The organism is Bradyrhizobium sp. R2.2-H (assembly GCF_004346455.1).
Taxonomy (GTDB): domain Bacteria; phylum Pseudomonadota; class Alphaproteobacteria; order Rhizobiales; family Xanthobacteraceae; genus Bradyrhizobium; species Bradyrhizobium diversitatis.
This window is the reverse complement of sequence record NZ_SMBR01000002.1, coordinates 320,154-345,960: the sequence shown is the minus strand read 5'-3', so window position 1 is coordinate 345,960 and position 25,807 is coordinate 320,154. Positions and strand designations below refer to the sequence as shown.

Sequence of the window (25,807 nt, the reverse complement as noted above, 5' to 3'; positions counted from 1 at the left end):
GTAAGTGCAAAATCTCGAGGAGCCGCCGAGGAGCTACCATGACCGCCTACGACACCAACAACATCTTCGCAAAGATTCTGCGCGGCGAGCTGCCCTGCTACAAGGTCTACGAGGACGAGCACGTGTTGGCCTTCCTCGACATCATGCCGCGCACGCCCGGCCACACCCTGGTGATCCCCAAGGCCCCTGCCCGTAACATCCTCGACATCAAGCCGGACGACTATGCCCATGTCGCCCGCGGCGCGCACAAGATCGCGGCCGCCGCGATGAAGGCATTCGAGGCCGACGGCATCACCGTGCAGCAATTCAACGAGCCGGCCGGAGGACAGGTGGTGTTTCACCTGCACATGCATGTGATGCCACGCCACGACGGCGTCGCCATGCTGCCGCCGGCGAGCCGCAAGGAAGACGACAAGGTGCTGCAAGAGCACTCGGCCAAGCTGATCGCGGCGTTGAAGGGTTGATCGTCACTCCATCTCGAAATCACCCTTCTGCGGCGCGGCCAGTGGCGTGAACTCGCAGCGGTCGGGCTTGAGATCGATCAGCGGTGTGTTGTCGAGGCAATCGAGCCCACGCACCAGGATCGCATTGCCCTCGATGCCGACCAGCTTCACGATCGACGTGCCGATCGGGTTGGGCCGAACCGGAGAGCGCAGCGAGAACGTGCCGCGGGTCTTCTCGTTGTTCTTCGGGCTTTGCAGGATGATGTCGCGGCGCGACTGGTCGAGCCAGTAGAGCACTTCGAGATTGCTGTAGAAATCGACGCCCTTGATCGCCGGCACGAACGGTTCGAAGATCTCGAGCCGGCATATCGGGCCATCCTGACGCCCCTGCCGCGGCGTCTCCAGGCGCGACGTCCAGGGCGTGCGGATACGGCCGATGAAGACGAGGCCGGCATCTTGCGTCGGCGGCAGCTCGATGGCGACCTCGCCTTCGCGTAACTCCTGTTCGCGAACCATATTTCAGTTCCTTGCTGTTCGCCGGCGGTTTTAGCCCAACCACCACTTGCCGGCCAGCATGAAGACTTCGCCCGTGACCACGCCGGCGAAGATCGAGCGGCGGGTCAGCAGGAAGACGACGAGCCCGGCGCCGACCGCGCCATAGCGCAGCACATCAGGTACAGTCGCAAGCGCCCCTGGCGGCTCCACCACGATCTGGGCGATGACACCGGCCAGGATCGCGGTCGCGACCGCCCGCACCCAGACCAGGGGCTCCGAGCCCTCGTCAATGCCACCGCCGAACCACAGGCCCAGCATGCGCCAGATCTGGTTCGGAACGACGCCGGCGACGAACAGCACGGCGAGCGCGTGCCAGTCGCCGATGAGCTGCGCAAAGCTCATCCGCGCACCTCCCGCCACCAATGCACGCCATAAGCGATTGTGCCGGCCACCACGCCGCTGACGAGGATGTCGAGGCCGGAGTTCATCCTTGCGGCCAGCGGATAGAGCACGATCCCGAGCGCCAGCGCGACGACGTCGGCGACCTCGCGGCTGTTGCGCGCGGTCGAGAACAGGAAGGACAGCGGCGTCAGCAGCAGGATCGCCGCTCCCAGCGTCTGGGTCAGATTGGCGGCGAGGAAATAGCCGACGGTGTTGGCGACGAGGCAAACCGAAACGAGGCCACAGCCGAGCCCGTGGACGAAGGCGATGCGCCGCTCCCGCGGCACAAGCGGCAGGAAGCGGTGGCACTCGACCCACAACGTCACCGCCGTCAGATGCGCGGCGAAGACCAGCTCGCGCCGTTTCGTGGTCGGCGTCCGCATCAGCGGCAGCACCGACACGACCATCGGAAACAGCCGAATGGCGCTGACCGTCACCGCGATCGCGGACTGGATGATGGTCGCGCCCGAGCCGAGCGTCGTGATGAGAATGATCTGCGCGGGACCGGCCCAGACGAACAGCGTCGAGGCGAGCGCCCAGACCAGGCTGAAATGGGTGTCGTGGGCAAGCGCGCCGATGCCGAGATAGGTCACGAACAGCACGATGGTGAGGATCGTCTGCGTGATCGAACGCAGTCCCCACGCAAACGCGCGCCACGGACTTTGCCATTGAGGGGAATCGAGCGGAGGAAGCGCCACGGGAGGTTTGGCCGGGTTGCGGAATCGGGCCTGCATAACGGGTGATGCAGTGACTTGCGTCAAGAAAACACGCGGCGGGGCTGGCATGCGTGCGTACGGCGCAGACCCTACCGCCGTCATTCCGGGGCACGCGAAGCGCGAACCCGGAATCCATCGGGCCGGAGAGACTGCCATGCGATGGATTCTCAGGTGCGCAATTGCGCACCATAGCTCGCGCCAAGAGGGCGCGCCCCGGAATGACGAGCGGAGAGAGACGCGCCCCTACCCCGCCACACCGCGGTTCTTCAGCACGAAGCAGGCGCCGCCTGCCTTGCGGATGCGGTTGCACAGACCATCGGCCTCGGCTCGGGTATCCGCGCCGATACGGACCTGGTAGAAGGCGCGCGTGCCGCGGCTGCGCATCACCGAGCTTAGCAGGCTCGGGTCACGCTCGCCGATCACGGCGCTCAGTTTCGTGACCGCCCTGGAATACATCGCCAGCGCCTTGTTGCGATCGAAGCCGGCCGCGAGCTGCACGCCCCAGCTCTTTGCGGCGGCAAGCTCCACATGCTGCTCGAGCTCCGCGACGAACGGGTTCGGCGCGCGCTTGAGCAGCGCCATCAGATCACGGCAGCTCGTCGGCGGCGAACTCGGCGGCCCCTTGCCGGTGCTGCCTGCCTTGGCCCAGGCATCGACGCTGGTGCCGGTGATGGCGAAGACGTAGTTGCGGGTTTGCTCCGGCATCGGGCCGGTGCCGGCAAGCCATTCCTGCACGCGGCGCGGACCGGCATTGTAGGCCGCCGCGGCGAGGCCGAGATTGCCGAACTGGTTGCGCAGCTCGTTCAAGAACTCGGCCGACTTCGGCAATGCCTGCACCGGATTGAATGGATTGAGCAGCCCGCGCTCGCTTGCAGTGCCCGGCATGAACTGCGCGATCCCTTGTGCGTGCTCGCCGTTGCGCGTCATGGGGCCGACCGCATCGGCCTGGAAGCGGCTCTCCTGCCAGATCACCCGGGCGAAGAATTCGAGCGGGAGACTGGCGTCGCGCGCAGCCGCCTCCACGATCAGGCAGATCGACTCCCGCGTGTCGCTCTCGCGCGCATCCGCGGGTTTCTCCGCAGGCTTCGCGGGTTCCTCGGCATTGGAAGGCACGACGGGGGCCGGCGTTTCCTCCGCGAGCACCGGCGACAGCACGACGGCGTGGCACAAGACTGCGATGACCCGAGCTATTCGCATGGCATTGCCGCTATCGGACAAATCGGACCTTGACTTGGAACCCCAGCCAACTAGCACAAGCGGCAGTATCAACGCAGGTTTCGCCCGAATGGTGACAATCTTTTTTGATCTCGACGGCACGCTGACCAATCCCAAGCCGGGGATCACGCGATCCATCCAATACGCGCTGGAGCGGCTCAACCAGCCTGTCCCGAGCGAGGACGAGCTGACCTGGTGCATCGGGCCGCCGCTGCATGCCAGCTTGAAAAAGCTCACCGGAACCGACGAACTCGCCGACCGCGCGCTGCTGCTCTATCGGGAGCGCTTCAGCGATATCGGCCTGTTCGAGAACGAAGCCTATGCCGGCATCATGGACACCCTCACGAGGCTTACTGCGACAACACCGCGCATGTTCGTCGCAACCAGCAAGCCTGCGGTCTACGCCACCCGCATCGTCGATCATTTCGGCCTGAAGCCGTATTTCGAGCGCGTGTTCGGCTCCGAGCTCGACGGCACCCGCGTCGACAAGCGCGAGCTGCTCCGCTATGCGCTCGACGAGGCCAGGGTCGACGCGAACAACGCGATCATGATCGGCGACCGCAGCCATGACGTGGTGGGAGCCAGGACCAACGGCATGACCGCAATCGGCGTGCTCTATGGCTATGGCAGCGAGGCCGAGCTGCGCGATGCCGGCGCGCACCATATCTGCGCCGCACATCCCGAACTGCTAGGACATTGTGTGGCTTGACGTAAGCCCGTCTTCGCGCGGCGACGCTCAGCTTGCCGCCGCCGCGATCTCCGTAGGCTCGACGGTGTCGACCGGCAGCGCGAACTGCTCGACACGCTGGTACCGCTTCTTGTTGAGCAGCAGCCGCGTCACGTCGGGCCGCGAATAGTGGCCGGCGGGGTCAGCGGCGTTCTTGGCAACGCCGATGGCGCCAAGGTCGATCTCGGCGATCAGCAGCCCTTCCCGGTCCGGCGCCAGCTTCTCGCCGATCTGGCTGCCGTCGGGGCCGTAGATCGCGGCAAACCCGCCTCCGGCATGCAGCAGCGCATGCTTGTCCGGTCGGTCGCAGAGCTCGTCGATCATGGCCTGCGACACCGTCGCGCAAGGCGCCAGCACGAAGCAGGAGCCCTCCACCGCATAGACGCGCGAGGCGGCGTTATTGACCTCGGCACCCAGCGCCGGCGCGAAGGGATCGTAGAGCGAGAAGCTCGGCCAGGCCGCGACATGCACCTGCTCGTTCTGGGCGTACATCGCGTATTTCGACAGCGGCTGCAGATGCTCCCAGCAGCACAGTGCGCCGAGACGGCCGATGTCGGACCGCGCATGCACGGCAAGGTCGCTGCCGTCGCCCTCGCCATAGACGGTGCGCTCGGCATGGGTCGGCCGCAGCTTGCGGCGCTTTGCGATGGTCTCGCCGTCGGGCCCGATCAGCCATTGCGCCAGATAGAGGCTGCCGCCATCGCGTTCGGACAGGCCTATCACGGCGGTGAGCTTTGCCTTGCGGACGGCCTCGCGCAACTTCTCGGCTTGCGAGCCGTCGTAGGACAGCGAATTGTCGAAATAGCGCTGCACGAAGCCGCGGCCGATCGCCCAGGCCGGCGAGTCCATCCAGATATGCCAGGGGTAACCGGGGATGAAGGCCTCGGGAAAGGCGATCAGCTTGGCGCCCTTTTCCGCGGCCTCCCTGATCAGGGCGATCGACTTGTCGATCGAGGCCTCGAGGTCAAGCCAGGCCGGCGCCGCCTGCACCACCGCGACTTTGTATTTCGGATGCTCGATGCCCATTCCCGCCTCCATTGCCGGTTGATCGGAAACCACGTCCGATGCAGTCTATTTGGCCAAGCCGGGCGGCCGGGCGCTCGACCACGGCGGAACAAAAACTCGACTGGGAAGGGACCGTCGGTCGGTACGGGATTTGCCTCCGGCAGGCTGGATCCCCGGCGATTTTGCGGGATGTGAAAGGGAGGCTGTCCAGATGACAATCCAGTTCACGACAGACGGCAGCCCCGGCTATCGGCGGCTCGCCCTCTGGCAGGACATCGTCTGCGACGTCTTCGTCGGCCTCGACTGCAAGTCCGACCTCGGCAGCGCCTTTCGCGGCTCGGTCACGCAGGCTTCGCTCGGCAAGGCTGCATGCTCCGAAGTCTGCTCGGACCGCCAGCACGTGTTCCGCACGCCCTCTCGCATCGCGCGCTCGGGCCAGGATTTTGTTCTCATTGCCCTCGGCAATCGCGGCAGCGGCGGCGTTGTGCAGGACGGCCGGGAGACCGTGATCCATCCCGGCGAGTTCGCGCTCTATGACACCACGCGTCCGTATGAGCTGAAGTTCAACGACGCCTTCACGCAGACCATCTTCAAGGTGCCGCGCGAGATGCTGCGGCGCCGGCTCGGCGGCACCGAAACGCTGACTGCGACGTCGTTCGGGGCCGACGCGCCGCTCGAGCGGCTCGCCTATGATTTCATCTTTCGGCTTTGCCAGAGCGCCGACGGGCTCGCCCCGGACACCGCCGCCGCGCTGTCGGAGCAGGCGGTCGATCTGCTCGCCATGGCTTTGAGCGAGCGGCTCGGCAGGACATCGCTGCCGTCCTCGACCCACCGCTCGGCCCTGCTCTACCGGTTGAAGGCGCACATCCGCGCGCATCTCTCCGATCCCGACCTCTCGCTCCCGGAGACCGCCGGCGCACTCGGAATCTCGCCGCGCTACGTTAACGATCTTCTCGCCGACGAGGACACCTCGTTCCAGCGCCATGTTCTCGCCGAACGCCTCGCCCGATGCCGGCGCGACCTCGCTTCGCCTGTGCTCGCCCACCGCCACATCAGCGAGATCGCCTTTGGCTGGGGCTTCAACGACCTCTCACATTTCGGCCGCGTCTTCCGCGAGCATTTCGGAATGTCGCCGCGCGACTTCCGGCAGAGCCAGTTGCGGCATTGAGATCCCTTTCAGTCAGCGATCCCCTGCACGACCGGGCCATCCCGAAGCAAGGCCGGTATGTGAGCGCGTGATAGGACGTAGCGCCTGCTTGCATTACCATCCGCCCGCAAGGCCGCATCGATCAACAGGCCAGCCGAGGAGCACATCGATGGAATACCGACGTTTGGGCAGTTCAGGCCTCATGGTGCCCGCCCTCAGTCTTGGCACCGGCACCTTCGGCGGCGTCGGCCGCCTTGCGGCTTGGGGCACGACCGACGCGACCGAAGCGCGGCGCCTTCTGGACATCTGCCTCGAGGCCGGCGTGTCGATGTTCGACACCGCGAATGTCTACTCTCTCGGCGAGTCCGAGCGGGTGCTCGGCGAAGCGATCAAGGGCCGCCGCGACAAGGTTCTGATCTCGACCAAGGCGACCTTCCGCTTCGGCGAGGGCCCCAACGATATCGGCTCGTCGCGGCAGCATCTGCTCGCGGCCGTCGACGGTTCGCTCAGCCGGCTCGGCACTGACTACATCGACCTGTTCCAGCTGCACGGCTTCGACGCCTTCACCCCGCCTGAAGAGGTGCTCGCAACACTCGACGTGCTCGTGCGCGCCGGCAAGATCCGCTACGTCGGCGTCTCGAATTTCTCGGGCTGGCACCTGATGAAATCGCTCGCCGCCGCCGACAAGCACGGCTTTCCGCGCTACGTCGCCAACCAGACCTACTATTCGCTGATCGGGCGCGATTACGAATGGGAGTTGATGCCGCTCGGGCTCGACCAGGGGTTAGGTGCCGTGGTCTGGTCGCCGCTCGGATGGGGACGCCTCACCGGAAAAATCCGCCGTGGCCAGCCGAAGCCGGAGGTCAGCCGACTGCCCAAGACGGCCGAGTTCGGACCGCCCGTGCCGGACGAGCATGTCTACCGTGTCGTCGAGGCCATCGACGAAATCGCGAAGGAGACGGGCAAGAGCGTCTCGCAGATCGCACTCAACTGGCTGCTCCAGCGTCCGACCGTTTCGACGCTGATCATCGGCGCGCGCAACGAGACCCAGCTGCGCGAAAATCTCGGTGCGGTCGGCTGGTCCTTGACCAAGGACCAGGTCGCAAAGCTCGATGCCGCGAGCGCGGTGACGCTGCCCTATCCCTATTGGCACCAGCGCGTGACCTTCACCGAGCGGAATCCGCCGGCGGTGTAGGACAGTTGAGCTGCATCAAGCCCGCCTGCGTCGGCCGTGACACGCTGCGGCACTCGCGAGGCTGCCGCGCCGATTTGCCATGAAGGCCGTGCGCTGGGAATGATGGACATGAGCGATGAATAGGATCGCGCCAGCGCTGCTGGCCGTTGGCGTTCTGTGGAGCACGGCAAGTCAAGCGCTGGATCTCGAACAGCGACGCGCGGAAGCATTGCTGCAACGGATGTGCGCTGAGTGCCACGCGGTCGGCAGGACGGGCAAGAGCCGGAACGAACTGGCACCGCCCTTCCGGAACCTCGGCGAGAACAAACTCTACGACCCCGACTTCATGCAGCGCCTCCAGGACGGCTACAGCAGCATCCACCGCGCCATGCCCACGGCTCGATTCGGCCGAGACGACGCCGAGGCCGTGGTAAGCTACCTCAAGACGATTCAGGAGCCACGGAAGCCGAAACAGGACTGAAACCGCGCAGGCTTTGGCTGGAACCATCCCGGGTCGGATAAGGTTGCGGACCAGCAACCGCGTCTCGAGCAAGCACGCTTCACGATGTCATCGACCACCATCGAGCATGCCGACGGCCTGCCGCAGCCACAGCGCAACCAGGCGGTGCTGACGATTGCGCTCGGCATCATCATGGCGGTGGTCGACAGTGCCATCGCCAACGTCGCGCTGCCGACGATCGCGGCCGACCTCGATGCAAGCCCGGCCTTCTCGATCTGGATCGTCAACGGCTACCAGCTCGCGATCACGATCTCACTGCTGCCACTGGCTTCGCTCGGCGAGATCGTCGGCTATCGCCGCGTCTATCTGGTCGGACTGGTGCTGTTCACGCTGGCCTCCGCATTATGCGCGCTGGCGCACACGCTGCCGCTGCTGACGGCCGCGCGCATCCTCCAGGGCTTTGGCGCGGCCGGCATCATGAGCGTCAACGCGGCGCTGGTGCGCTTCACCTATCCGCGCAGCCAGCTCGGCCGCGGCATCGGGCTCAACGCGCTCGTGGTCGCCTTCTCGGCTGCGGCCGGACCGACGCTCGCGGCCGGCATCCTGGCCGTCGGAAGCTGGCCCTGGCTGTTCGCCATCAACGTGCCCCTCGGGGCGGTGACGTTGCTGATCGGCCTGCGCAGCCTGCCGCACACCAAGCCTGCAAGCCGATCCTTTGACTGGCAGAGCGCGGGCCTGTCCGCGATCACGTTCGGTGTCGGCATCGCCGCTGTCGACAGCGTCGGTCATGGCGAGGCCGCCATCACCTGCCTCGTGCAATTCGCCATCGCCATCGTCGCCGGCGTGCTGCTGATCTATCGCGAAACCCACATGAGCTCGCCGCTCTTGCCGGTCGATCTGTTGCGCATTCCGGTGTTCGCGCTGTCGATAGCAACCTCGATCGCATCGTTCTGCGGGCAGATGCTGGCCTTCGTCGCGATCCCTTTCTATCTCCAGAGCCGCTTCGGCTATTCGGCGGTGCATATGGGGCTCTTGATCACGCCCTGGCCGATCGCGGTGGCTTTCGCGGCGCCCCTTGCCGGCCGCCTCGTCGAGCACTATCCGGCGGGCCTGCTCGGCGGCATCGGGCTCACGCTGTTCGCCTGCGGTCTCGCCGCGCTGGCCTTCCTGCCCGCAAGCCCGACCCCGTTCGACGTGATCTGGCGCATGGCGCTGGCCGGTGCCGGCTTCGGCCTGTTCCAGACCCCCAACAACCGCACCATGATCGCGGCCGCCCCGCGCGAGCGCGCCGGCGGCGCCAGCGGGATGCTGGGCACGGCGCGGCTGCTCGGCCAGACCACCGGCGCTGCACTGGTGGCGCTGCTGCTCGGACGGTATCCGGTTGAGGGCACCAGGCTGGCGCTCCTCGCCGGCGCCGGATTTGCGCTCTGCGGCGCGGTGCTGAGCATGCTGCGGCTGTCTCCCGCGGGCGCGCGCGGCGCCGAGCACGTCCGTGTCCAGGACGATCAGCGCTTGCGGGGAGACTAGAAGGCACCACGTTTGGGCTACCGCTGTTTTCGTGCACAACTGTTGCGTGACTTTACTATCCGGACCAATGACCTATTGCCCTCGCGCTCCGGTTGCGCTTCAGTGATGGCGGGACAAGGGGCATTTCATGCGTTTATTTGGAATTGTGGCGCTCAGCGTCATGCTGGGCGGCTGCGCGTCCGTCACGCGCGGCACGACCGAGAATATCAGCATTTCATCAACACCGTCTGGCGTCGAAGCCGAGGTCACAGGGCTCGAAGTGCCCACAACCTGCACAACGCCATGCGCGATCGTTGCCAAGCGCAGCGCCGACATCACGATCACCTTCCAGAAGGAAGGTTATGAATCCCAGACGGTGCAGCTCACAAAGGAAGTATCAGGCACCGGCGCCGCCGGTTTCGCCGGCAATCTCCTGGCCGGCGGCCTCATCGGCATGGGTGTCGATGCCGCGACCGGCGCTGCGACCGATCACAAGCCGAACCCGGTCATCGTGACGATGCAGCCGTCGGTGCCTGCCCGCGCGCGGCCGACCGTTCCGAAAAAGCCACGGCCGGCGGCGGCCCCAGAGGCCGGAACGTAGGGCTGCCCGCAAGCAAGCAGTCGTTCATACTCGGCACACAAGCAAAAAGGCCGGCTTTACAGCCGACCTTTTCGATTTCATCGCGTGCCAATCAAGCCTTGACCAGCGGGCCCTTGGAGGTCGGCCCCTTCGAGCCGCCGGGACCGCCCGGCTTCGACTTGCCCGGCGGACGCTTGCGAGCACCGGGCAGCTTCTCCTGCTTCGGCGTGACCGGCCCCTCGACGAACTCGAAGCCGATCTTCTCCTTGGTCTCGTCGGCCTCGTCCTTGACGAGAACGACGCGGACGTGACCGCCGCCCTTCAGCTTGCCGAACAGCACCTCGTCGGCCAGCGGCTTCTTGATGTGCTCCTGGATCACGCGGGCCATGGGACGTGCGCCCATCTGCTCGTCGTAACCGTGCTGGACCAGCCAGGACTTGGCGGGTTCGGACAGCTCGATGGTGACGTCGCGGTCGCCGAGTTGCGCTTCGAGCTGAAGCACGAACTTCTCGACCACGGTGCCGATCACCTCGACGCTGAGATGGCCGAACGAGACGATGGCATCGAGACGGTTGCGGAATTCCGGCGCGAACTGCCGGTTGATCGCCTCGTGGTCGTCGCCTTCCCGCTTCGAACGGGTGAAGCCGAACGCCTGCTTGGCGAGATCGGACGCACCCGCGTTCGTGGTCATGATCAGGATCACGTTGCGGAAGTTGACCTGCTTGCCATTGTGATCGGTGAGCCGGCCGTGATCCATGATCTGGAGCAGCACGTTGTAGAGATCGGGATGCGCCTTCTCGATCTCGTCGAGCAGCACCACGCAATGCGGATGCTGGTCGACGCCGTCGGTCAAGAGGCCGCCCTGGTCGAAGCCGACATAGCCGGGAGGCGCGCCGATCAGGCGCGACACGGTGTGCCGCTCCATGTATTCGGACATGTCGAAGCGCAAGAGCTCGACGCCGAGCGACGCCGCGAGCTGTTTTGCCACTTCCGTCTTGCCGACGCCGGTGGGCCCGGAGAACAGGTAGCAGCCGATCGGCTTCTCCGGTTCGCGCAGACCCGCGCGTGCGAGCTTGATCGAGGCGGCAAGCGATTCGATCGCCTTGTCCTGGCCGAACACGGTACGCTTGAGCGTCGTCTCGAGATGCTTGAGCACCTCGGCGTCGTCCTTCGACACGCTCTTCGGCGGGATTCGCGCCATCGAGGCGATCGTGGTCTCGATCTCCTTGATGCCAATGGTCTTCTTGCGCTTGTTCTCGGCCACCAGCATCTGTGCCGCACCGGACTCGTCGATCACGTCGATCGCCTTGTCCGGCAGCTTGCGGTCGTGGATGTAGCGTGAGGAGAGCTGAACGGCGGCCTCGATCGCCTCGTTGGTGTACTTCAGCCGGTGGTAGTCCTCGAAATACGGCTTGAGGCCCTTGAGGATCGCGATCGCGTCCTCGACGGTCGGCTCGTTGATGTCGATCTTCTGGAAGCGCCGCACCAGCGCGCGGTCCTTCTCGAAGTGCTGGCGATATTCCTTGTAGGTGGTCGAGCCCATGCAGCGGATGGTGCCCGACGCCAGCGCCGGCTTGAGCAGGTTCGAAGCATCCATCGCCCCGCCCGACGTGGCGCCCGCACCGATCACGGTGTGGATCTCGTCGATAAACAAGATGGCGTTGGGATGCGCCTCAAGCTCCTTCAGCACCTGCTTGAGGCGCTCCTCGAAGTCGCCGCGGTAGCGCGTGCCAGCAAGCAGCGTGCCCATGTCCAGCGAGAACACGGTGGCGGCCGCCAACACCTCAGGCACCTCGCTGTCGACGATGCGTTTGGCAAGGCCCTCCGCAATCGCGGTCTTGCCGACGCCGGCTTCGCCCACGAACAACGGGTTGTTCTTCTGCCGCCGGCACAGCACCTGGATCGCACGGTTGATCTCGGAATTGCGTCCGATCACCGGATCGATCTTGCCGTCCCGTGCCTTCTTGTTGAGGTTGACGCAATAGGTCTCGAGCGCCTCGCCCTTCTTCTTGGCGTCCTCGTTGCCCTTGGTCTCGGTCTCCTCGTCGACGCCGCGCACTGGGCGCGCCTCGGACACGCCCGGCCGCTTGGCAATGCCGTGGCTGATATAGTTGACCGCGTCATAGCGCGTCATGTCCTGCTCCTGCAGGAAATACGCGGCATGACTCTCGCGCTCGGCAAAGATCGCGATCAGCACATTGGCGCCGGTCACCTCTTCGCGACCGGAGGATTGAACGTGGATCACCGCGCGCTGGATCACGCGCTGGAAACCGGCGGTCGGCTTGGCGTCGTCGGCGCCATCCGTCACCAGGTTCTCGAATTCGGTCTCAAGGTAGTTGACGAGACTCGTGCGGAGCTTGTCGAGATCGACGCTACAGGCGCGCATGACCGCGGCTGCATCGGAGTCGTCGATCAGTGAGAGCAAAAGATGCTCGAGGGTCGCGTATTGGTGATGACGCTCGTTTGCGATCGCCAGCGCACGATGCAGGGATTGTTCAAGGCTTTGGGAAAAAGTCGGCATTCGCGTCCTCTATGGCCCCCACCATCATGATCGTCCTCGCCCGGTCAGGCAACAACAACCTTTGTCACATATAGTTATACAAGACCGCGGCGAAAGACCGGTTCCGCGACTCGGCGGCGACACACCTGCGGTAATTTCAATGCAAAACCCGTTCCGATTTGGGCGGGATCGGCGCCGGCGCGGAATTCCGTAGTTTTGCCGGCCGGCAACGGGACTCGCGCGCAGCCGTGACTGCAACGATCACGCCGCGACTTCGACAAGAGCCGGCTTCAAACGCGCCGCAAGGCGTCTTACTTTTTTTCCATCACGCATTGCAGGGGATGCTGGTGCTTGCGGGCAAAGTCCATCACCTGCGTCACCTTGGTCTCGGCGATCTCATAGGTAAACACGCCGCACTCGCCGATGCCGTGATGATGGACGTGCAGCATGATCTTGGTCGCCGCTTCGACGTCCTTGTTGAAGAACTTCTCCAGCACGTGGACGACGAACTCCATCGGCGTGTAGTCGTCGTTCAGGATCAGCACGCGATACAGGTTCGGCCGTTTGGTCTTGGGCTTGACCTTGGTGATGACCGAAGTGTTCGGACCCGAGGGGTTGCCCGAACGGTTCTCGTCATTGCTCATGCGAGGAGCGTCGGCGGCGGCTGGCGCGGACAGGTCGATACTGGAAGTCAATTGCGGCATGGCACAGGCGTTCAAATTCCCCACGGAAGCGCATGGCGGTCACCGCGCGACTCCGCCCTTCGGAGCCTGGCGCAGGCGCGCCGCCTTGTTGGATCGCCGCTCCCGACACATCCGGCTCGAGCCGGACCGTTCGCCAGCAATATGGGCCTGCCCACGGCTTGCCGCAAGCTTGCGGAGATCGGGCCGATGCGGCCGTGGCAGTCCCGATTCCCGGTCCGGGCGATCCTCGTCAGGTTAAACAATCCGGACCGATTTGACAAAAATTTCCGCCCGGCATGTTTAGAACATGTTGACCAGGAACCGGGCTGTTAACCCGCCTCCGGCTCCGGTTTCCTACGGTTCAATATTCTACCATTCAATGGCGTGGCGCGAAATCGGGCAACCACCAGATCCGGGATCATCGTGTCCCGTCATCACGCGCCGGCCAGGGGCACGAACTGCATCTATAGGGACACGATCATCCTGATCTCCGACGTCTCGAACGCAAAACCGGAGGTACGGCAACGCTTCGCAGATCGGCGCCCGACAGAACATCCGCCGCGACAGCGCCAACGCGGGTGAACACCGGCAGCGATCGGACTTCGAGCGAGCTGCTGCGCGCAGCACGCTGACGGATCATCGCACACAGCAAAAAGCCCGGCTGGTGCAGCCGGGCTTTTCGATTCCAGGATGTCCTGAAACGTTACTGAGCGGCCGGGGTGAACTTCGACACGATGGTCTCGACCGGCTTGAACGCCTGCTTGGCGAGGTCGCTGTAGAGGCCGGCGATCTTCTGCGATTCCGCAACGAAGGTCTCATAGCTGGAACGGGCAAAATCGGTCTGCGCTTCCATGGCCTTGTCCAGCGACTTCACGCCGGAAAGCTTCTCGACGAAGGACTTGGTGTCTTCGAACGACTTCTTCGTGTAGTCGCCATAGGCGCTGGCGATCGCCTGGAGGCCGTGCTGCACCGAGGTCGCGGAGGCAACGCACTGCTCGAACTGCTCTTTCCCGTAGTTCTGAAAGTCTTCAACCTTGAACATGTCGGAATCCTTTTCCCTGGCTCGCGTCGGGAAGCCCCGGCTCCCTGACTGTGCCCATAATTAGTGCAACGCACAATAAAGTCAAGAATCTTGTGCGACGCACAAAAACTAGATGCAAATCGCAGAGATTCCCGGGGTTTCCCGCAAGGGTTCCTTAAGCTTTTGGAAACCGGGGCCCCCTACCCTGATTCCCTGGACGTGTTCACTTCCGCAGGCGGCCAAAGCCGTTTGAGAACATCACCTTAGCCAGAACAGCGGCTCGGGTCCAACGTCCCCCGTGGCGAACACCAGCGGAGGGACAGCCTGAGCAGGTAATGATCCCGGGACCATTGGGCACAATTTCGCCTCACGGGCCGGTGATCAAGTCAGAAACGGGGACGGGGTTCCATGCTTCGTAACAACTTGTCTTCCTCGCGCTTGGCGCGGGTTGGCGTTTTGGGGCTTCTTACGGTCACCATCGCGGTCATCATCACCACCGATGCAGCGGAGGCGCGGCGCCATCGCCGCCAGCATGTGCATCACCGCGTCCAGCGCGATGTGTCCGAGAGCTCCAGCCCGAAATTCGCGTCCATCATCGTCGACGGCAATTCCGGCGCGGTGCTCCAGGCAACAAGCCCTGACGGGATCCGCCATCCGGCGTCACTGACCAAGATCATGACGCTCTATCTGCTGTTCGAGCGCCTCGAGTCCGGCAGGATGAAGCTCGACACCGAGATGCCGGTGTCCCAGCACGCCGCCAATCAGGATCCGACCAAGCTGAATCTGCGTGCCGGTCAGACCATCCGCGTCGAGGACGCGATCAAGGGCCTCGTCACCCGCTCAGCCAACGACGCTGCGGTGGTGATCGCGGAAGCGATCGCCGGAGACGAAGACGACTTCGCCCAGATGATGACGCGCAAGGCGCGCTCGCTCGGCATGTCCAGGACGGTCTACCGCAATGCCAATGGCCTTCCCAACGACGAGCAGGTCACCACCGCGCGCGACCAGGCGACGCTCGGTCGCGCCATCCAGGAGCGCTTCCCGCGTTACTATCGCTATTTCGCGACATCGACCTTCAATTGGCGGGGACAGTCGATCCGCAACCACAACCACCTGCTCGGCAGCGTCGAGGGCGTGGACGGCATCAAGACCGGCTACACCCGCGCCTCCGGCTTCAACCTCGTCACCTCGATCCGCCGCGGCAACCGCCACCTGATCGGCGTGGTGCTGGGCGGCCGCAGCGGTGGCTCGCGCGATGCCATCATGCGCAACCTGCTCGCGGAGAACCTCGACAAGGGCGCGACCGTCCACACCGTCGCCGCGGTCACGGAGCGAAACGGCGCCGAGGCCAATACCAACGTCGCCGATGCGTCGGATGCTCCGGCACGCTCCGCGCCGCAGGTTCAGGCCCCTGCTCCTGAAGCAGCCCCGTCGCGTCTCGCCTCGCGGCTGTCGACGCTGGCCGCTGCGGCTGCCGCGATGCCGCCCGCTCACGCCAGATCTGAAGCCAGCAAGCCTGAAGTCCGGCCGACCGAATCCAAGGTCGAGCCCGCGCCGCTCACCAATGGCGTGATTTCGAGCCAGCCGCTCTCCATCATCCCCGGTTCGTCCGAGCCGATGAAGCCGGTTCGGGTCAAGACGGTTCAGGTCAAGGCCGGCGCCGTGAAGGTCGCCTCCGCCGCCCCGACCCAGGTCGCCCCGCCGGTCACCAGCACCATCCCGCCCCGTTCCGACGTCGCGGAAACCTCCGGCGCCGTCGTCGCCCGGGCGGATCTCATCAACAGACCCGAGGCGGTCAGCCAGCCGGAAGCACCGAAGGCCGAGATTGCCCGGACCGAACTGCCGCGGCAGCCGGCGGGCTTCGGCACCGGCAACGGCATCCTCGGGGTTCTGCCGGCGGCAACCGCCGCTGCGCCCGCCCCCGCCGGTCCGAAGCTCGCGTCCGCCGACCCGGCGCCGCAGCCGATCCAGATGAGCACCACCAAGCCGGCTGTCACTCACAGCGGTTGGATCGTCCAGGTCGGCGCGCTCGAGAGCGAGAACGAAGCCCAGCAGCGCATCGACGCTGCCCGCAGTTCCGCCCGCGGCCTGCTCAGCAAGGCTGATCCGTTCACCGAGCCGGTTGTCGCCAAGGACAATCGCAAGCTCTACCGCGCCCGCTTCGCCGGGCTCGAGCGCGATCAGGCCGAAGCCGTCTGCCGCACCTTGAAGCGCGCCGAGATCTCCTGCATCACCGTGCGCAACTGATCTCCCTTCTTCGTTCCGAGCCAAATGCCCGCGCCCTTGCGCGGGCATTTTCGTTTTGGGGATGCGGTGATGCCGAGGCTATTCCTGACAAGGCCGTTCCACGACAACCTCTCGTCAAGGATTTACGGTTAAAACTTTACTCAAGGGATCGACCACGCCGACAATGGCGGGCATCGGGGCGACGGCAAACGGAGCGAACGGAACTCACGCGGTACGGGCGTTTGTAGCGTAGTGCCGGAGTTAGCCGTTATGCGTGCGAAGCAGAGTATCCTTGGCCTCGTTTACCCGAGCAGCGAGATACGTCGAGCCCCCCTGGTCGGGATGGAGTTTCTTCATCAGGGCTTTGTGGGCCCGGCTGATGTCGTCGCGTCCCGCTCCCGGCTGCAAGCCAAGGATCTGATAGGCTTCCTCCGCCGTCATTTTGCCGCTCGCCGCCGTGCGGCGCTGCCGCCCTGTCGCATCGCCCTGCGCGTTCTGACGCCAAGCGGGAAACCGGCGGTCCAGATAGCTTTCAAGTAAGGCCACGCTCTCGGCGTCGAACGTCGGAACCATTGCCAGCAGGCTGGCGAGATCGAAGTCGCCGAGATTGCGCCCGGCGTGAGGTCCGGCGACGATCTGGCCTGTAAGCTGCCCGGAATCGTGGTCGAGCCGCATGTCGAGGAATTGCGAGCGCGCGCGCGAAACCTGCCCTTGCGCCGGCGCCGCACCGCCACCGAACAGCCCGCCGATATTGCCGAAGCCGGCATTCGCCAGTGGCGTCCAGCCGAGCAGCCCCGCGCCGAAGATTCCGAGCGGGATCGCAACCGCCAGCTCGCCCCGCAAACCCGTGAAGGCCGCGACCGCGAGCGCGAGCACGCCGCCCCCAAACTTGAGGGTTCGCGCCAGCACCGCCGGATTGGCCGCGCGGAACATCTGAAGCAGCAGATAAAGCGTGATAACGGCGACAGCGCCGGCAATCAGAGTCATGATCGGAATATAGTCGCGCCCGCGGCAAAATGCATCGAATCCGCCGCCGCGAGCCGCGCCAGCCCGATCGCTACTTCATCTGGCCGATCAGAATCGCCGCGCCGCTCGCGGTCTTCGCCAGTTTCAGCAACGCTTCGCGTCCGCCGGCTGCATAGGCCGCAGCTGCCCGCAACAGCTCGCGCAGCTGCGCCGCCGCGCCGGGATCGAACCGGCACCAGGCGCCACCGGTCAGGCGCGCGATCTGGCGGAAGGCCTGCTCGGCGGCGGCGTCACGGCCTTCCTGAAACACGAACACGGGCACCTTGAGCATGCCGAGCTCGCCGGCCTTGGCGCAGAGCTCGTCGAGCTTTTCCTCCATGGCATCGCCGACGAAGACCACGGCCCGCACGCCGGACGCCACCGCTTCGCGCCGGGCCTCGCTCAGCACCTTGCCGATCTGGGTATCGCCGCCGCGGCAATCGATCTTGCTCATCAGCGCCGCCAGCTTGGCGCTGTCGGAGATCCAGCCCGTGGCACGGCACTCGTTGAAGCCGCGATAGTAGACCAGCCGGATGTCGAGACTGCCGAGCGCGGCGGTCTCGCGAAACATGTCGGCCTGGAGTGCGCAGGCCAAGTCCCAGGTCGGCTGCCGGCTCATCGTTGCATCCAGCGCGAAGATCAGCCGCCCCTTTGCGCCTGGCGAATGCGGTGAAAGTGCCCGCGCCTTGGCGACGAAGGCGGCGATGTCTTCCGAGGTTGAGGTCGCCGCTTGCGGCAGCGCGCCGTCTGCTTGCCCCGAGGCGGCATCGCGACTGCGCGGTTTGATGGGTTCGCCCGACATCGCTGCTTGCACCTTGCGTCAGCGACTAATGTGGTCAGCGCATGCGGTCCGGTCAATGTGCAAAGCCTCCGCGGGAAGGCCGGCGGAGGCTTTGACGATGGGTGCAGTCGAGCGGTGACGTCAGCTCTTGTAGGTCAGCTCTTGTAGGTCAACCTTTGGCGGGTGCCATCAGAGCGACCGGACCAGGCTCGAGGATCTTGGGCGGGGACGACTGCGTGTCGACCGGCGCCACTTGGCTGTCGGTCGTGCTCAGAAACTTGTCGAGCATGCTCTGGATCGAATTCTTCGCCACATCCGGACCGGTGTCGCGCATGTCGTTATGCTGGAATTCGGTCTTTACGACCTGGATGCCCGCCTTCTCGCATTCCTCGTCGGTCGGAAGCACGCCCGCATCGGTCTTGAACTGCGGATCCTGGGAGCGGAACGACAGGATCTTGAACTTGCCGGCGGTGACGAAGGGCACGCGCAGATTGTCGAGGGTGACGACCTTCTTGACCTCATCCGGATACTGCTTGGCGAAGTACATCGTGATATCGCCGCCCATGGAGTGGCCGACCATCGTCACCTTGTCGTAGTCGGCATTCGGCTGAACCTTCTTCATCTCGTGCATGGCGAGATGAATGTTGGCGACGCCGCGCAGGATCTGCGGCAGGCGGCCGACATAGAGCTCGCCGGGCTTCGTCACCATCGGAGGATCGGTCGGCAGGTCATGCTGCGGGCTCAAGACCATGTAGCCGCGCGCAGCGAAGATGTTGGCGAGGAAGCCGTACTCTGTGTTCTTGACGGTGTTGCCGTGATTGATCACGGCGACCGGCAGCGTGATCATGCCGGCGTTGGCCTGCATTTCCTTATCGCGGCGCACCGCGACGTAGACGGGCACCGGACGATTGTCGCGCGAGGCGTCGTAGAAGGTGATGGTCTCGTGCTTGATGGCCCACTTGCTCGCCGTGAAATAGGCGATGCCGCAGAGGGCACTGACCGAAACCAGAACGGCAATTCCACGCTTCATTTTCGTCCTCAGCCTCAGGCTTAGTGGCCTGAATCCCTGTTGAAAATCGTGTTCTTCCGGAGCTCTTTGGCCCCTTGTCGCCTATTCCCTAATATATGTCACAGCAGCGTGACAGGAAGGCTAAATAATGTGAAATCGCAGCCCTTCCATTGTGCGACGCACACGTTTTCTGTGCACCACATTCTCATACCACTACGTCAGGTGCAGCTCGCCACCCGACGCAACCGGCCCCTGATTGGGTTGGTTTCGCAGTCAACACGGAGTGAAAACGCGTCGAGCGCAGCCGCGGTTCCCGCAGGAACCGGCTGCCTGGATCGGGTGGAAAGTAGCAGCTTACCGCCGCCTCAGACCCCCAGGATGTCGTGGACCTCGAGCGGCTTGTCGACCTGGTTGAACCACTCGGCCCGGTTGGCCGCGCGGCGCCGACCGCGCTCGTCGAGCGGCAGCTTGAGCTGGCGGAGCAGGCTCGTCACCTCCTCCCGCGCGGTAAGATGGCCGAGATTGGGCCGCATGCCGAGCGTGGCCTCGTCGATCTCGTCGAGGGCGGTCAGGCCACGCGGAAAGAATTCGCGGTAGACGACGCGTTCGGCGAAGCCGTCGACGTAGCGGAAGCCGAGCCGCAGCGACAGATCCTTCAGACCGTCGGCGACGAGCTGCTTGTTGCGGGAGCCGAGCATCGACAGGCGGTTGCGCACGACGATCCAGTCGGTGGTTGCGCCGTCGAGCTGGCGGCGCTTGCGTCTGACGTCGCGCACCATCTCGGCATAGTGGCTCTCACCCGTCACCGCGTAGTTGGCGGGATCGACGGTACCGAGCACGTCGAAATCCAGGAAGCTGTCGTTGAGCGGAGTCACCAGGGTGTCGGCCATCGAATGGGCGAGCCGCATGAGATAGCTGTCGGTGCCGGGCGTATCGATGACAATGAAGTCGAAGCTGCTCTCGACCGCCGAGACCGCTTCCATGAATTGCTGGAACTCGGAATGCTCGTTCTCGGCGATCTGCATGGTCTCGCCGAGCTTGATGCAGCGATGCAGCGGCAGTTCGAGATCGAGCTTGGTGCGGCGGGCCCAGGCGGCACGGTTGTCGATGTAGCGGGTGAAGCTCTGCTGGCGGCAGTCGAGATCGATTGTGGCGACGCGCTGGCCGGCTTTGAGGAGCGCAACGGCGATGTGCAAGGCGGTGGTCGATTTGCCGGAGCCGCCCTTCTCGTTGCCGAGCACGACCACATGCGCCGAGCCCGATCGGCCTTGGCTAGCCTGCACAAGCATGGTGATCCTCAACGCCGCTCGCGAATATCTTCGAGTTGACCGCGTCTGCGGTCAAGTGAAATGCGTGACAGATCATGCAAATCGCAGCGCGTCCCGCTTCATCGTGAATCGCGGTGCCGTCCTTCGTCTGTTGATCCGTTCTGCAATGTCGCGACGTCCTGCGCCACCTTGCGCGGGATGCTGTGCCGCATCCGGATGCATGGCGTCCACGATCGCCACTTGTTAAGGTTAGCCGGGCGGGCACGATGCCCGCACCCGCGCCGATTCCCAATCCATCGAGTCCTGATGTCAGCAAGCCCATTGATCGCCCGCACGGTCCCCGCCCTGCGACGCGCCGTCGACAATCTCCGCAAGCGAAAGGCCACGATCGCGCTGGTCCCGACCATGGGGGCCCTCCATGACGGGCATGTGTCGCTGGTTCGCCTCGCCAAGCGGCGCGCCAGCCGCGTCGTGGTGTCGATCTTCGTCAACCCGACTCAGTTTGCCCCGACCGAGGATTTTGGCGCCTATCCGCGCACCTGGAAGGCCGACATCGCCAAGCTCGCGGCCGAGGACGTCGATATCGTCTGGCACCCGGGCGTCGAGGCCATGTACCCGGAGGGCTTTGCCACCCGCATCGTGCCGGAAGGACCGGCGCTGGCCGGCCTCGAGGACCGCTTCCGCCCGCACTTCTTCGGCGGCGTCGCCACCGTCGTCGGCAAGCTGTTCACGCAGTGCCGGCCGGACTTTGCGATCTTCGGCGAAAAGGATTTCCAGCAGTTGCGGGTGGTGACGCAGATGGCGCGCGACCTCGACCTCGGCGTCAAGGTCCTCGGCTCCCGCACCGTGCGCGAGCGCGACGGGCTCGCGATGTCCTCGCGCAACGTCTACCTCTCGCCCGAGGAGCGACAGACCGCTACCGTCCTCTACCGCGCCATGAAGGAGAGCGCCGGGCGCATCCGGTCCGGCGATTCGATCGCGCCGGCGATGGCGGGCGGCGCCGAAATGATCAAGGCCGCCGGCCTGGTGCTCGACTATTACGAGGTCCGCCATGCCGAGACGCTGGCGCCGGTCACCTCGCGCAAGGACGGGCCCCTGCGGATCCTGGTCGCAGCCAAGCTCGGCACCACCCGGCTGATCGATAATATCGCGGTCTAAAGCGCGGTGATGCCATCGCGCTTTAGGTTAGTGTTTGAGCATGATCTTTCCGGAAAACCGCTGCACACTTTTCCGGATCATGCTCATAGCAGCCCGAGATCACGCAGTTCGCGCCGCATCGGCTCCGGCATCGCCGCGATCGAGCCGGCCGCGGACTTGCCGAGATCGGCCGGAACGGAATCGTCGGTGAGATAACGCCAGCCCTGGAACGGGCGCATCGGCCGCGGCGAGACCGAGATCACTTTCGGCTGCATCACGATCCGGCAGCGCCCGATCCCGTCCTTGTCGCGGAACGGCTCGATGCCGATGATCTTTTCCCGCGCGGCGATCTCGCCCTTGATCACCCAATAGAGCGAACCGCCGGCAAGGATTTCGGCGTCGCGCTTGGGCACCATGCGGGTGATATGGATGTGACGTTGCGGCAGACCCTTCTTCTTGGCGGTCTGCATCCGTTCGGCTACCCACTCTTTCAATTCCTTGACGGAGTCGCAGCCGACGGCGAGCTTGATCAGATGGAGTGGCATGCCCAAGCATTAGCCGGGCAGCCACGCATTGGGAATGCCGATCTACTCGTTATCCGCAGCTGCCGGAGCCGGCGCCGAGGCCGGTGGCGCGAGAGGAACCGGGGCGGCAGCCGGCGCACGCGCGGCCTTCGGCGCGGGCGGTTTCTTGGCGGCGGGTGCCGCAGCCTGCGCCGAGGTTGGCGCGCGCGGCGCTGGCGGCGCCGCGTTGGCTGCAGGCGCGGCCTGGCGCGATGTCGTGGTTGGCTCCGCACTCATGATGCTCACCGGCGGCGTCGACGCAGCGCTCGGGAACTCCGCATTGGTCGGCCTGCCCGTCGGCACCGACAGCGGCAGCCCGGCAAGCGCGGCGGTGGCCGGCATCGCCGGCGCTGTTGCGGGCGTATTCCAGGTCGGCGCGTAGCGCGCGACCAGCGTGTCGTAGAGATGGGAGCCCATGTTGGCGGCGACCTGCTGCTGGTCGGTCAGCGAGCGGAACGCGGCGCAATCGAACTGCGTGCAGCCGTCGCGCACGATCAGCACATGCGCGACAAGGCCGTAGCGATCACGCTCAAGCGACTTGCGCAGCACCTTCATCTCGAGTGTCAGGCTCCTCTCCGCCGTGGCGACGTCGCCGAGCGCGGTCAGCCGGTCGATCCTGGCGGCCGTGGCGGACACGGCGGCGGCCGCGGCGTCAGGCGCGCCGAACAGCGCCTTCTCGCAGCCAGCGGCGACGGCATCGCCCGCGAGATCGTCGAGACAGGACAGTGCCGGCAGGCTCGCGATAACCGCGGCCTGTGCGCGCGCTTCGGCCGGGGCCGCCTGTCCGTCCGGACCATAGGCGCGCACGGTGGCAGCGCCCGCGATCACGATGGATAGCAGCGTAATGACTGTCAGCGCACCGTTGGCGACCGATCTGTCGGCGCGCTGCAGCGTGACCATGAGGATCAATCCGAAGAATCCAGCGGCCGCCAGCGTCATCCACATCGGGAAGGCCGGCGAGTGCCAGATTTGGTCGAGCGAAGTGGCCCATGCCCAGTTCATGCGCGACGTCCCCTCACGCGAGCAAAGAGCGAATGGTCAAGCGAGCACCGCGGGTCGGCAACTGCCCCGGCCCACCTTGTGAAGGTGAAGCGGGCCTTTTGACGGCGCGGGACACAAATCCCTGAGGGCACCAATGCGCGGGTGCGGTCAGCCGTCAGGAGAGCGCGAGCTGGCTTTCCTTGGCGACGCGCTCGAAGGCTTCGGTCGAGCTCTTGATCCGGTACTGGCAGTCGTCGCCGTCGGTCGGCAGCAGTCGGATGACTTCGTACGAACCGCTGGCAGCGGGACGCGCGACGTTGCTTGCCGTGAACAGGACGCGCGATCCCACGGGAAATTTGTGCTTCAACACCCTCTCCATTACTCAAACAGCGCCTACCTCGCCCAGTGTCCCACTGCGATGGCCGGCCGGAAACCCGGGCTGCTGTATAGCACGCGACTCGCCGTTTTGGCCAGCGCCATGGCAGCATGGCAAGCACTCAAATTTTTCAGTCATTTCAGAATGATAACGGGACAAATGGCGGGCCGATGATACCAGCGGAGTTGCTCGTTCCGCCGGTATGTCGCAGGCCGGTGTCGCACCCCCCGATCCACCGCCCCTCGCTCATTGCCGGCCTGAGACCGCCGGCCGGCGGGCCGGTCGGCAGCCCCCGCCAAAGCCTGCGGTCAGGCGTCCTCGAACTTCGCGATGACGAGCGTTTCGGCAAGCCCGTCGCGCGTCCATTCCTGGAATGCCGGCAGTGCCATCATCGTCTCCATGTAGGCCTTGGTGTCCGGCGTCACCTCGATCGCGTAGGTGCGAAACCGGTGCACGACCGGGGCATACATGGCGTCCGCCGCGCCGAAGCGGCCGAACAGGAACGGCCCGTTCGCGCCATAGCGGGCGCGGCACTCGCGCCAGATCGCCTCGATGCGCGCGATGTTGGCCTTGGCGTCCGCCGACAGCGCCACGGGGCGGATCGGCCGATGCAGGTTCATGCCGCATTCGTTGCGCAAGGCCATGAAGCCGGAATGCATCTCGGCGCACACAGAGCGGGCATGCGCACGCGCAGCGACATCGTCGGGCCACAGCTTCACTTCCGGATAGCGCTCGGCGATGTGCTCGATGATGGCAAGCGAATCCCACACCGTGATGTCGCCGTCGACCAGCACCGGCACCTTGCCGGCGCGGCTGAAGGACAGGATCTGCTCCTTGTCGGCGGGATTATCGGTGTAGAGCGGGATGAGCGTCTCCACGAACGGAATATCGTTGGCGCGGAGCGCGAGCCAGGGCCGCATCGACCATGACGAGTAGTTCTTGTTGCCGATCGCGAGTTTCAGCGCAGCCATGTCACCAGTCCTTCTTGATACGCCTTGAAGCGAGCCGCTTTTAACGCCATCGCCTGCCGCCAATCAATCGTTGCTGCACCCCCTCATGCGTGGCAATCGTTGCGGTCCGCGCCAAGAGACAGACATGAGACAGACATGAGCAGGCACTGGGTCGACATTACCGCCGTCGGCTTCTTCATCATCGAGTGGCTGGTCTACGCGCTGACGCTGGAACATTCGACCTATGGCCGCGACAGCCTGTCGGCGCGCATGAACCGCTATCGCGAGGTCTGGGTGCGCCGGATGCTCCACCGCGAGACGCGCATGGTCGACATGCAGATCATGGCCTCGCTGCAGAGCGGCACCGCCTTCTTTGCCTCCACCAGCCTGTTCGCGCTCGGCGGCGCGCTGGCGCTGCTGCACGCCACCAACGACGCCATCACGATTCTGAGCAAGCTGCCGGTCGACCTCAGCACCTCGCCCGCGATGTGGGAGCTGAAATGCGTCGGCCTCGTGCTGATCTGCGTCTACGCCTTCTTCAAATTCGCCTGGGCCTATCGCCTGTTCAACTACGTCGCGATCCTGTTCGGCGGCATGCCGCCGGCTGACCGGCGCGACACGCCCGAAGCCGAAGCCCATGTCATCCGCACCTCCCGCCTGTTCGAATCCGCCGGCCGTCATTTCAACCGCGGCCAGCGCGCCTTCTTCTTCGCGCTCGGCTATCTCGGCTGGTTCGTCAGCCCCTGGGTGCTGTTCGTGACCACGGCGGCGGTGGTGGTCGTGACCTGGCGGCGGCAGTTCGCGTCCAGTGCATGGGCCGCGATGGCGCCGGAGGTGGTGAATGGTGAGGAGTTGCGGAAGCGCGGTCATTGAAACACGTGCTGCTCTGCGTCCGCATTTAACTCGCAGACACGCCTTCGCGTTCTCGCGGCTGAATTCGCCCGAGCCTTGCTTCGTCGCTCACCCTCTCGAGCCAAGAGGGCACAGGGAAGACCGGGTGCCGGCCGGCACCCGCGGTCCGCTGCGCGAAATGCACACGCAGGAAGAACCGCACAGCAGCATACAGGTGTAGCCAATCACTCGGCCTTCCCTGCGCGATGGTCGGACGGCTTATGCCGTGCTCTCCCGGGAGCCGAGTTCGTTCTGGCCTCCCTCGCTCCCGCGAAATTCACCGGCACCGCGCCGGTTGACGCGACTGCCGCCTCCGCAAGAGCTTGACCGTAGCAACGACGGCCAGGACCACACGGTTTTGCCGTACGCGCGGCTCGCGTGACCCCACCGGCTCCGACGACGTTGTGCACGTTGCCATCGAATACCGCCGGGACGAACCTGTCAGCGCCGCTCGTCCGCACGCCGTTCCGGGCTCACGGAGAGCAATCCGCCCTGCCCTTCACATCT

At 65.1% G+C, this 25,807-nt stretch carries 26 protein-coding genes; 10 read left to right on the top strand and 16 right to left on the bottom strand.

Going from position 1 to position 25,807, the window contains the following annotated elements; translation table 11 throughout:
* The first annotated feature begins 38 nt into the window (after positions 1–38).
* Positions 39–464, top strand: coding sequence for an HIT family protein (locus tag EDE08_RS05670; RefSeq protein ID WP_131867966.1), 426 nt, complete (start codon positions 39–41; stop codon positions 462–464).
* Positions 465–467: 3 nt separating this feature from the next.
* Here EDE08_RS05670 and tsaA read toward each other — a convergent pair whose 3' ends face one another.
* The 4 genes from tsaA to EDE08_RS05650 form a co-directional block, all read right to left on the bottom strand.
* Positions 468–959 (bottom strand): tRNA (N6-threonylcarbamoyladenosine(37)-N6)-methyltransferase TrmO, encoded by a 492-nt coding sequence (tsaA, locus tag EDE08_RS05665; RefSeq protein WP_131867964.1) that lies wholly within the window; start codon positions 957–959, stop codon positions 468–470.
* A gap of 30 nt (positions 960–989) precedes the next feature.
* Positions 990–1,340, bottom strand: coding sequence for an AzlD domain-containing protein (locus tag EDE08_RS05660; protein WP_131867962.1), 351 nt, complete (start codon positions 1,338–1,340; stop codon positions 990–992).
* Positions 1,337–2,077 carry an AzlC family ABC transporter permease gene (locus tag EDE08_RS05655; protein WP_131867960.1) on the bottom strand — a complete coding sequence of 247 codons (741 nt, stop codon included), beginning with the start codon at positions 2,075–2,077 and terminating at the stop codon, positions 1,337–1,339. The genes EDE08_RS05660 and EDE08_RS05655 overlap by 4 nt, the downstream gene beginning before the upstream one ends.
* A 261-nt stretch (positions 2,078–2,338) precedes the next feature.
* Entirely contained in the window at positions 2,339–3,292 is a 954-nt protein-coding gene (locus EDE08_RS05650) for a lytic transglycosylase domain-containing protein (RefSeq protein ID WP_131867958.1), read from the bottom strand.
* Positions 3,293–3,380: 88 nt separating this feature from the next.
* Here EDE08_RS05650 and EDE08_RS05645 point away from each other — a divergent pair, with 88 nt between their 5' ends.
* A complete protein-coding gene (locus EDE08_RS05645; protein ID WP_131867956.1) occupies positions 3,381–4,019 on the top strand; it encodes an HAD family hydrolase in 639 nt (212 codons plus the stop codon).
* A 27-nt stretch (positions 4,020–4,046) separates the two neighbouring features.
* Here the strand turns inward: EDE08_RS05645 and EDE08_RS05640 are convergent, their stop codons facing one another.
* Positions 4,047–5,063: a carbon-nitrogen hydrolase family protein gene (locus EDE08_RS05640; protein ID WP_131867954.1), complete on the bottom strand. Its 1,017-nt coding sequence runs from the start codon at positions 5,061–5,063 to the stop codon at positions 4,047–4,049.
* A gap of 190 nt (positions 5,064–5,253) precedes the next feature.
* Here EDE08_RS05640 and EDE08_RS05635 point away from each other — a divergent pair, with 190 nt between their 5' ends.
* The 5 genes from EDE08_RS05635 (at position 5,254) to EDE08_RS05615 (ending at position 9,930) form a co-directional block, all read left to right on the top strand.
* Positions 5,254–6,210, top strand: a complete 957-nt coding sequence (locus EDE08_RS05635; protein ID WP_131867952.1) for an AraC-like ligand-binding domain-containing protein — start codon at positions 5,254–5,256, stop codon at positions 6,208–6,210.
* Between the two features lie 148 nt (positions 6,211–6,358).
* Positions 6,359–7,384 carry an aldo/keto reductase gene (locus tag EDE08_RS05630; protein ID WP_131867950.1) on the top strand — a complete coding sequence of 342 codons (1,026 nt, stop codon included), beginning with the start codon at positions 6,359–6,361 and terminating at the stop codon, positions 7,382–7,384.
* Between the two features lie 115 nt (positions 7,385–7,499).
* Entirely contained in the window at positions 7,500–7,844 is a 345-nt protein-coding gene (locus tag EDE08_RS05625; RefSeq protein ID WP_131867948.1) for a c-type cytochrome, read from the top strand.
* Positions 7,845–7,928: 84 nt separating this feature from the next.
* A complete protein-coding gene (locus EDE08_RS05620; protein ID WP_131867946.1) occupies positions 7,929–9,350 on the top strand; it encodes an MFS transporter in 1,422 nt (473 codons plus the stop codon).
* A 127-nt stretch (positions 9,351–9,477) separates the two neighbouring features.
* The gene (locus tag EDE08_RS05615) at positions 9,478–9,930 is read left to right on the top strand and encodes a peptidase associated/transthyretin-like domain-containing protein (protein ID WP_061877272.1); all 453 of its coding nucleotides are present in this window, start codon (positions 9,478–9,480) and stop codon (positions 9,928–9,930) included.
* A gap of 91 nt (positions 9,931–10,021) precedes the next feature.
* Here EDE08_RS05615 and clpA read toward each other — a convergent pair whose 3' ends face one another.
* The 3 genes from clpA to EDE08_RS05600 form a co-directional block, all read right to left on the bottom strand.
* The gene (gene clpA / locus EDE08_RS05610) at positions 10,022–12,430 is read right to left on the bottom strand and encodes an ATP-dependent Clp protease ATP-binding subunit ClpA (RefSeq protein WP_131867945.1); all 2,409 of its coding nucleotides are present in this window, start codon (positions 12,428–12,430) and stop codon (positions 10,022–10,024) included.
* A 290-nt stretch (positions 12,431–12,720) separates the two neighbouring features.
* Entirely contained in the window at positions 12,721–13,053 is a 333-nt protein-coding gene (gene clpS, locus EDE08_RS05605) for an ATP-dependent Clp protease adapter ClpS (protein WP_024341051.1), read from the bottom strand.
* A gap of 742 nt (positions 13,054–13,795) precedes the next feature.
* Positions 13,796–14,134 carry a phasin family protein gene (locus tag EDE08_RS05600; RefSeq protein ID WP_061877269.1) on the bottom strand — a complete coding sequence of 113 codons (339 nt, stop codon included), beginning with the start codon at positions 14,132–14,134 and terminating at the stop codon, positions 13,796–13,798.
* Positions 14,135–14,521: 387 nt separating this feature from the next.
* Here EDE08_RS05600 and EDE08_RS05595 point away from each other — a divergent pair, with 387 nt between their 5' ends.
* Positions 14,522–16,360: a D-alanyl-D-alanine carboxypeptidase gene (locus EDE08_RS05595; protein ID WP_131867941.1), complete on the top strand. Its 1,839-nt coding sequence runs from the start codon at positions 14,522–14,524 to the stop codon at positions 16,358–16,360.
* Positions 16,361–16,600: 240 nt separating this feature from the next.
* On the opposite strand, the gene EDE08_RS05590 is transcribed toward EDE08_RS05595, so the two are convergent.
* The 4 genes from EDE08_RS05590 to EDE08_RS05575 all read right to left on the bottom strand — a co-directional run bounded on the left by EDE08_RS05590 (position 16,601) and on the right by EDE08_RS05575 (position 20,423).
* Positions 16,601–17,326 (bottom strand): DnaJ domain-containing protein, encoded by a 726-nt coding sequence (locus tag EDE08_RS05590; protein ID WP_131867939.1) that lies wholly within the window; start codon positions 17,324–17,326, stop codon positions 16,601–16,603.
* 70 nt (positions 17,327–17,396) lie between these two features.
* Positions 17,397–18,146, bottom strand: coding sequence for a VWA domain-containing protein (locus tag EDE08_RS05585; protein ID WP_131867937.1), 750 nt, complete (start codon positions 18,144–18,146; stop codon positions 17,397–17,399).
* Positions 18,147–18,294: 148 nt separating this feature from the next.
* The gene (locus tag EDE08_RS05580; protein WP_131867935.1) at positions 18,295–19,155 is read right to left on the bottom strand and encodes an alpha/beta fold hydrolase; all 861 of its coding nucleotides are present in this window, start codon (positions 19,153–19,155) and stop codon (positions 18,295–18,297) included.
* 344 nt (positions 19,156–19,499) lie between these two features.
* Complete coding sequence (locus EDE08_RS05575; RefSeq protein WP_131867933.1) at positions 19,500–20,423, bottom strand: division plane positioning ATPase MipZ; 924 nt, start codon at positions 20,421–20,423, stop codon at positions 19,500–19,502.
* Positions 20,424–20,708: 285 nt separating this feature from the next.
* On the opposite strand from EDE08_RS05575, the gene panC reads away from it, so the two are divergent.
* Positions 20,709–21,560 (top strand): pantoate--beta-alanine ligase, encoded by an 852-nt coding sequence (gene panC, locus EDE08_RS05570; protein WP_131867931.1) that lies wholly within the window; start codon positions 20,709–20,711, stop codon positions 21,558–21,560.
* An 83-nt stretch (positions 21,561–21,643) separates the two neighbouring features.
* On the opposite strand, the gene EDE08_RS05565 is transcribed toward panC, so the two are convergent.
* The 4 genes from EDE08_RS05565 to EDE08_RS05550 form a co-directional block, all read right to left on the bottom strand.
* A complete protein-coding gene (locus EDE08_RS05565; RefSeq protein WP_091889570.1) occupies positions 21,644–22,084 on the bottom strand; it encodes a DUF1489 family protein in 441 nt (146 codons plus the stop codon).
* Positions 22,085–22,126: 42 nt separating this feature from the next.
* Positions 22,127–23,104, bottom strand: a complete 978-nt coding sequence (locus EDE08_RS05560; protein WP_131867929.1) for a hypothetical protein — start codon at positions 23,102–23,104, stop codon at positions 22,127–22,129.
* A 154-nt stretch (positions 23,105–23,258) separates the two neighbouring features.
* Positions 23,259–23,462: a hypothetical protein gene (locus EDE08_RS05555; protein WP_085966667.1), complete on the bottom strand. Its 204-nt coding sequence runs from the start codon at positions 23,460–23,462 to the stop codon at positions 23,259–23,261.
* Positions 23,463–23,767: 305 nt separating this feature from the next.
* The gene (locus tag EDE08_RS05550; RefSeq protein WP_131867927.1) at positions 23,768–24,430 is read right to left on the bottom strand and encodes a glutathione S-transferase family protein; all 663 of its coding nucleotides are present in this window, start codon (positions 24,428–24,430) and stop codon (positions 23,768–23,770) included.
* A gap of 135 nt (positions 24,431–24,565) precedes the next feature.
* On the opposite strand from EDE08_RS05550, the gene EDE08_RS05545 reads away from it, so the two are divergent.
* Entirely contained in the window at positions 24,566–25,282 is a 717-nt protein-coding gene (locus EDE08_RS05545) for a DUF599 domain-containing protein (RefSeq protein ID WP_061877261.1), read from the top strand.
* Positions 25,283–25,807: the final 525 nt, after the last annotated feature.

What these genes read in the sequence shown, in the direction of transcription:
- EDE08_RS05670 (WP_131867966.1), top strand. Translation starts at nt 39, where the DNA reads ATGACCGCCTACGACACCAACAACATCTTCGCAAAGATTCTGCGCGGC.
- tsaA (WP_131867964.1), bottom strand. Translation starts at nt 959, where the DNA reads ATGGTTCGCGAACAGGAGTTACGCGAAGGCGAGGTCGCCATCGAGCTG.
- EDE08_RS05660 (WP_131867962.1), bottom strand. Translation starts at nt 1,340, where the DNA reads ATGAGCTTTGCGCAGCTCATCGGCGACTGGCACGCGCTCGCCGTGCTG.
- EDE08_RS05650 (WP_131867958.1), bottom strand. Translation starts at nt 3,292, where the DNA reads ATGCGAATAGCTCGGGTCATCGCAGTCTTGTGCCACGCCGTCGTGCTG.
- EDE08_RS05645 (WP_131867956.1), top strand. Translation starts at nt 3,381, where the DNA reads ATGGTGACAATCTTTTTTGATCTCGACGGCACGCTGACCAATCCCAAG.
- EDE08_RS05640 (WP_131867954.1), bottom strand. Translation starts at nt 5,063, where the DNA reads ATGGGCATCGAGCATCCGAAATACAAAGTCGCGGTGGTGCAGGCGGCG.
- EDE08_RS05635 (WP_131867952.1), top strand. Translation starts at nt 5,254, where the DNA reads ATGACAATCCAGTTCACGACAGACGGCAGCCCCGGCTATCGGCGGCTC.
- EDE08_RS05630 (WP_131867950.1), top strand. Translation starts at nt 6,359, where the DNA reads ATGGAATACCGACGTTTGGGCAGTTCAGGCCTCATGGTGCCCGCCCTC.
- EDE08_RS05625 (WP_131867948.1), top strand. Translation starts at nt 7,500, where the DNA reads ATGAATAGGATCGCGCCAGCGCTGCTGGCCGTTGGCGTTCTGTGGAGC.
- EDE08_RS05620 (WP_131867946.1), top strand. Translation starts at nt 7,929, where the DNA reads ATGTCATCGACCACCATCGAGCATGCCGACGGCCTGCCGCAGCCACAG.
- EDE08_RS05615 (WP_061877272.1), top strand. Translation starts at nt 9,478, where the DNA reads ATGCGTTTATTTGGAATTGTGGCGCTCAGCGTCATGCTGGGCGGCTGC.
- clpA (WP_131867945.1), bottom strand. Translation starts at nt 12,430, where the DNA reads ATGCCGACTTTTTCCCAAAGCCTTGAACAATCCCTGCATCGTGCGCTG.
- clpS (WP_024341051.1), bottom strand. Translation starts at nt 13,053, where the DNA reads ATGAGCAATGACGAGAACCGTTCGGGCAACCCCTCGGGTCCGAACACT.
- EDE08_RS05600 (WP_061877269.1), bottom strand. Translation starts at nt 14,134, where the DNA reads ATGTTCAAGGTTGAAGACTTTCAGAACTACGGGAAAGAGCAGTTCGAG.
- EDE08_RS05595 (WP_131867941.1), top strand. Translation starts at nt 14,522, where the DNA reads ATGCTTCGTAACAACTTGTCTTCCTCGCGCTTGGCGCGGGTTGGCGTT.
- EDE08_RS05590 (WP_131867939.1), bottom strand. Translation starts at nt 17,326, where the DNA reads ATGACTCTGATTGCCGGCGCTGTCGCCGTTATCACGCTTTATCTGCTG.
- EDE08_RS05585 (WP_131867937.1), bottom strand. Translation starts at nt 18,146, where the DNA reads ATGTCGGGCGAACCCATCAAACCGCGCAGTCGCGATGCCGCCTCGGGG.
- EDE08_RS05580 (WP_131867935.1), bottom strand. Translation starts at nt 19,155, where the DNA reads ATGAAGCGTGGAATTGCCGTTCTGGTTTCGGTCAGTGCCCTCTGCGGC.
- EDE08_RS05575 (WP_131867933.1), bottom strand. Translation starts at nt 20,423, where the DNA reads ATGCTTGTGCAGGCTAGCCAAGGCCGATCGGGCTCGGCGCATGTGGTC.
- panC (WP_131867931.1), top strand. Translation starts at nt 20,709, where the DNA reads ATGTCAGCAAGCCCATTGATCGCCCGCACGGTCCCCGCCCTGCGACGC.
- EDE08_RS05565 (WP_091889570.1), bottom strand. Translation starts at nt 22,084, where the DNA reads ATGCCACTCCATCTGATCAAGCTCGCCGTCGGCTGCGACTCCGTCAAG.
- EDE08_RS05560 (WP_131867929.1), bottom strand. Translation starts at nt 23,104, where the DNA reads ATGAACTGGGCATGGGCCACTTCGCTCGACCAAATCTGGCACTCGCCG.
- EDE08_RS05555 (WP_085966667.1), bottom strand. Translation starts at nt 23,462, where the DNA reads ATGGAGAGGGTGTTGAAGCACAAATTTCCCGTGGGATCGCGCGTCCTG.
- EDE08_RS05550 (WP_131867927.1), bottom strand. Translation starts at nt 24,430, where the DNA reads ATGGCTGCGCTGAAACTCGCGATCGGCAACAAGAACTACTCGTCATGG.
- EDE08_RS05545 (WP_061877261.1), top strand. Translation starts at nt 24,566, where the DNA reads ATGAGCAGGCACTGGGTCGACATTACCGCCGTCGGCTTCTTCATCATC.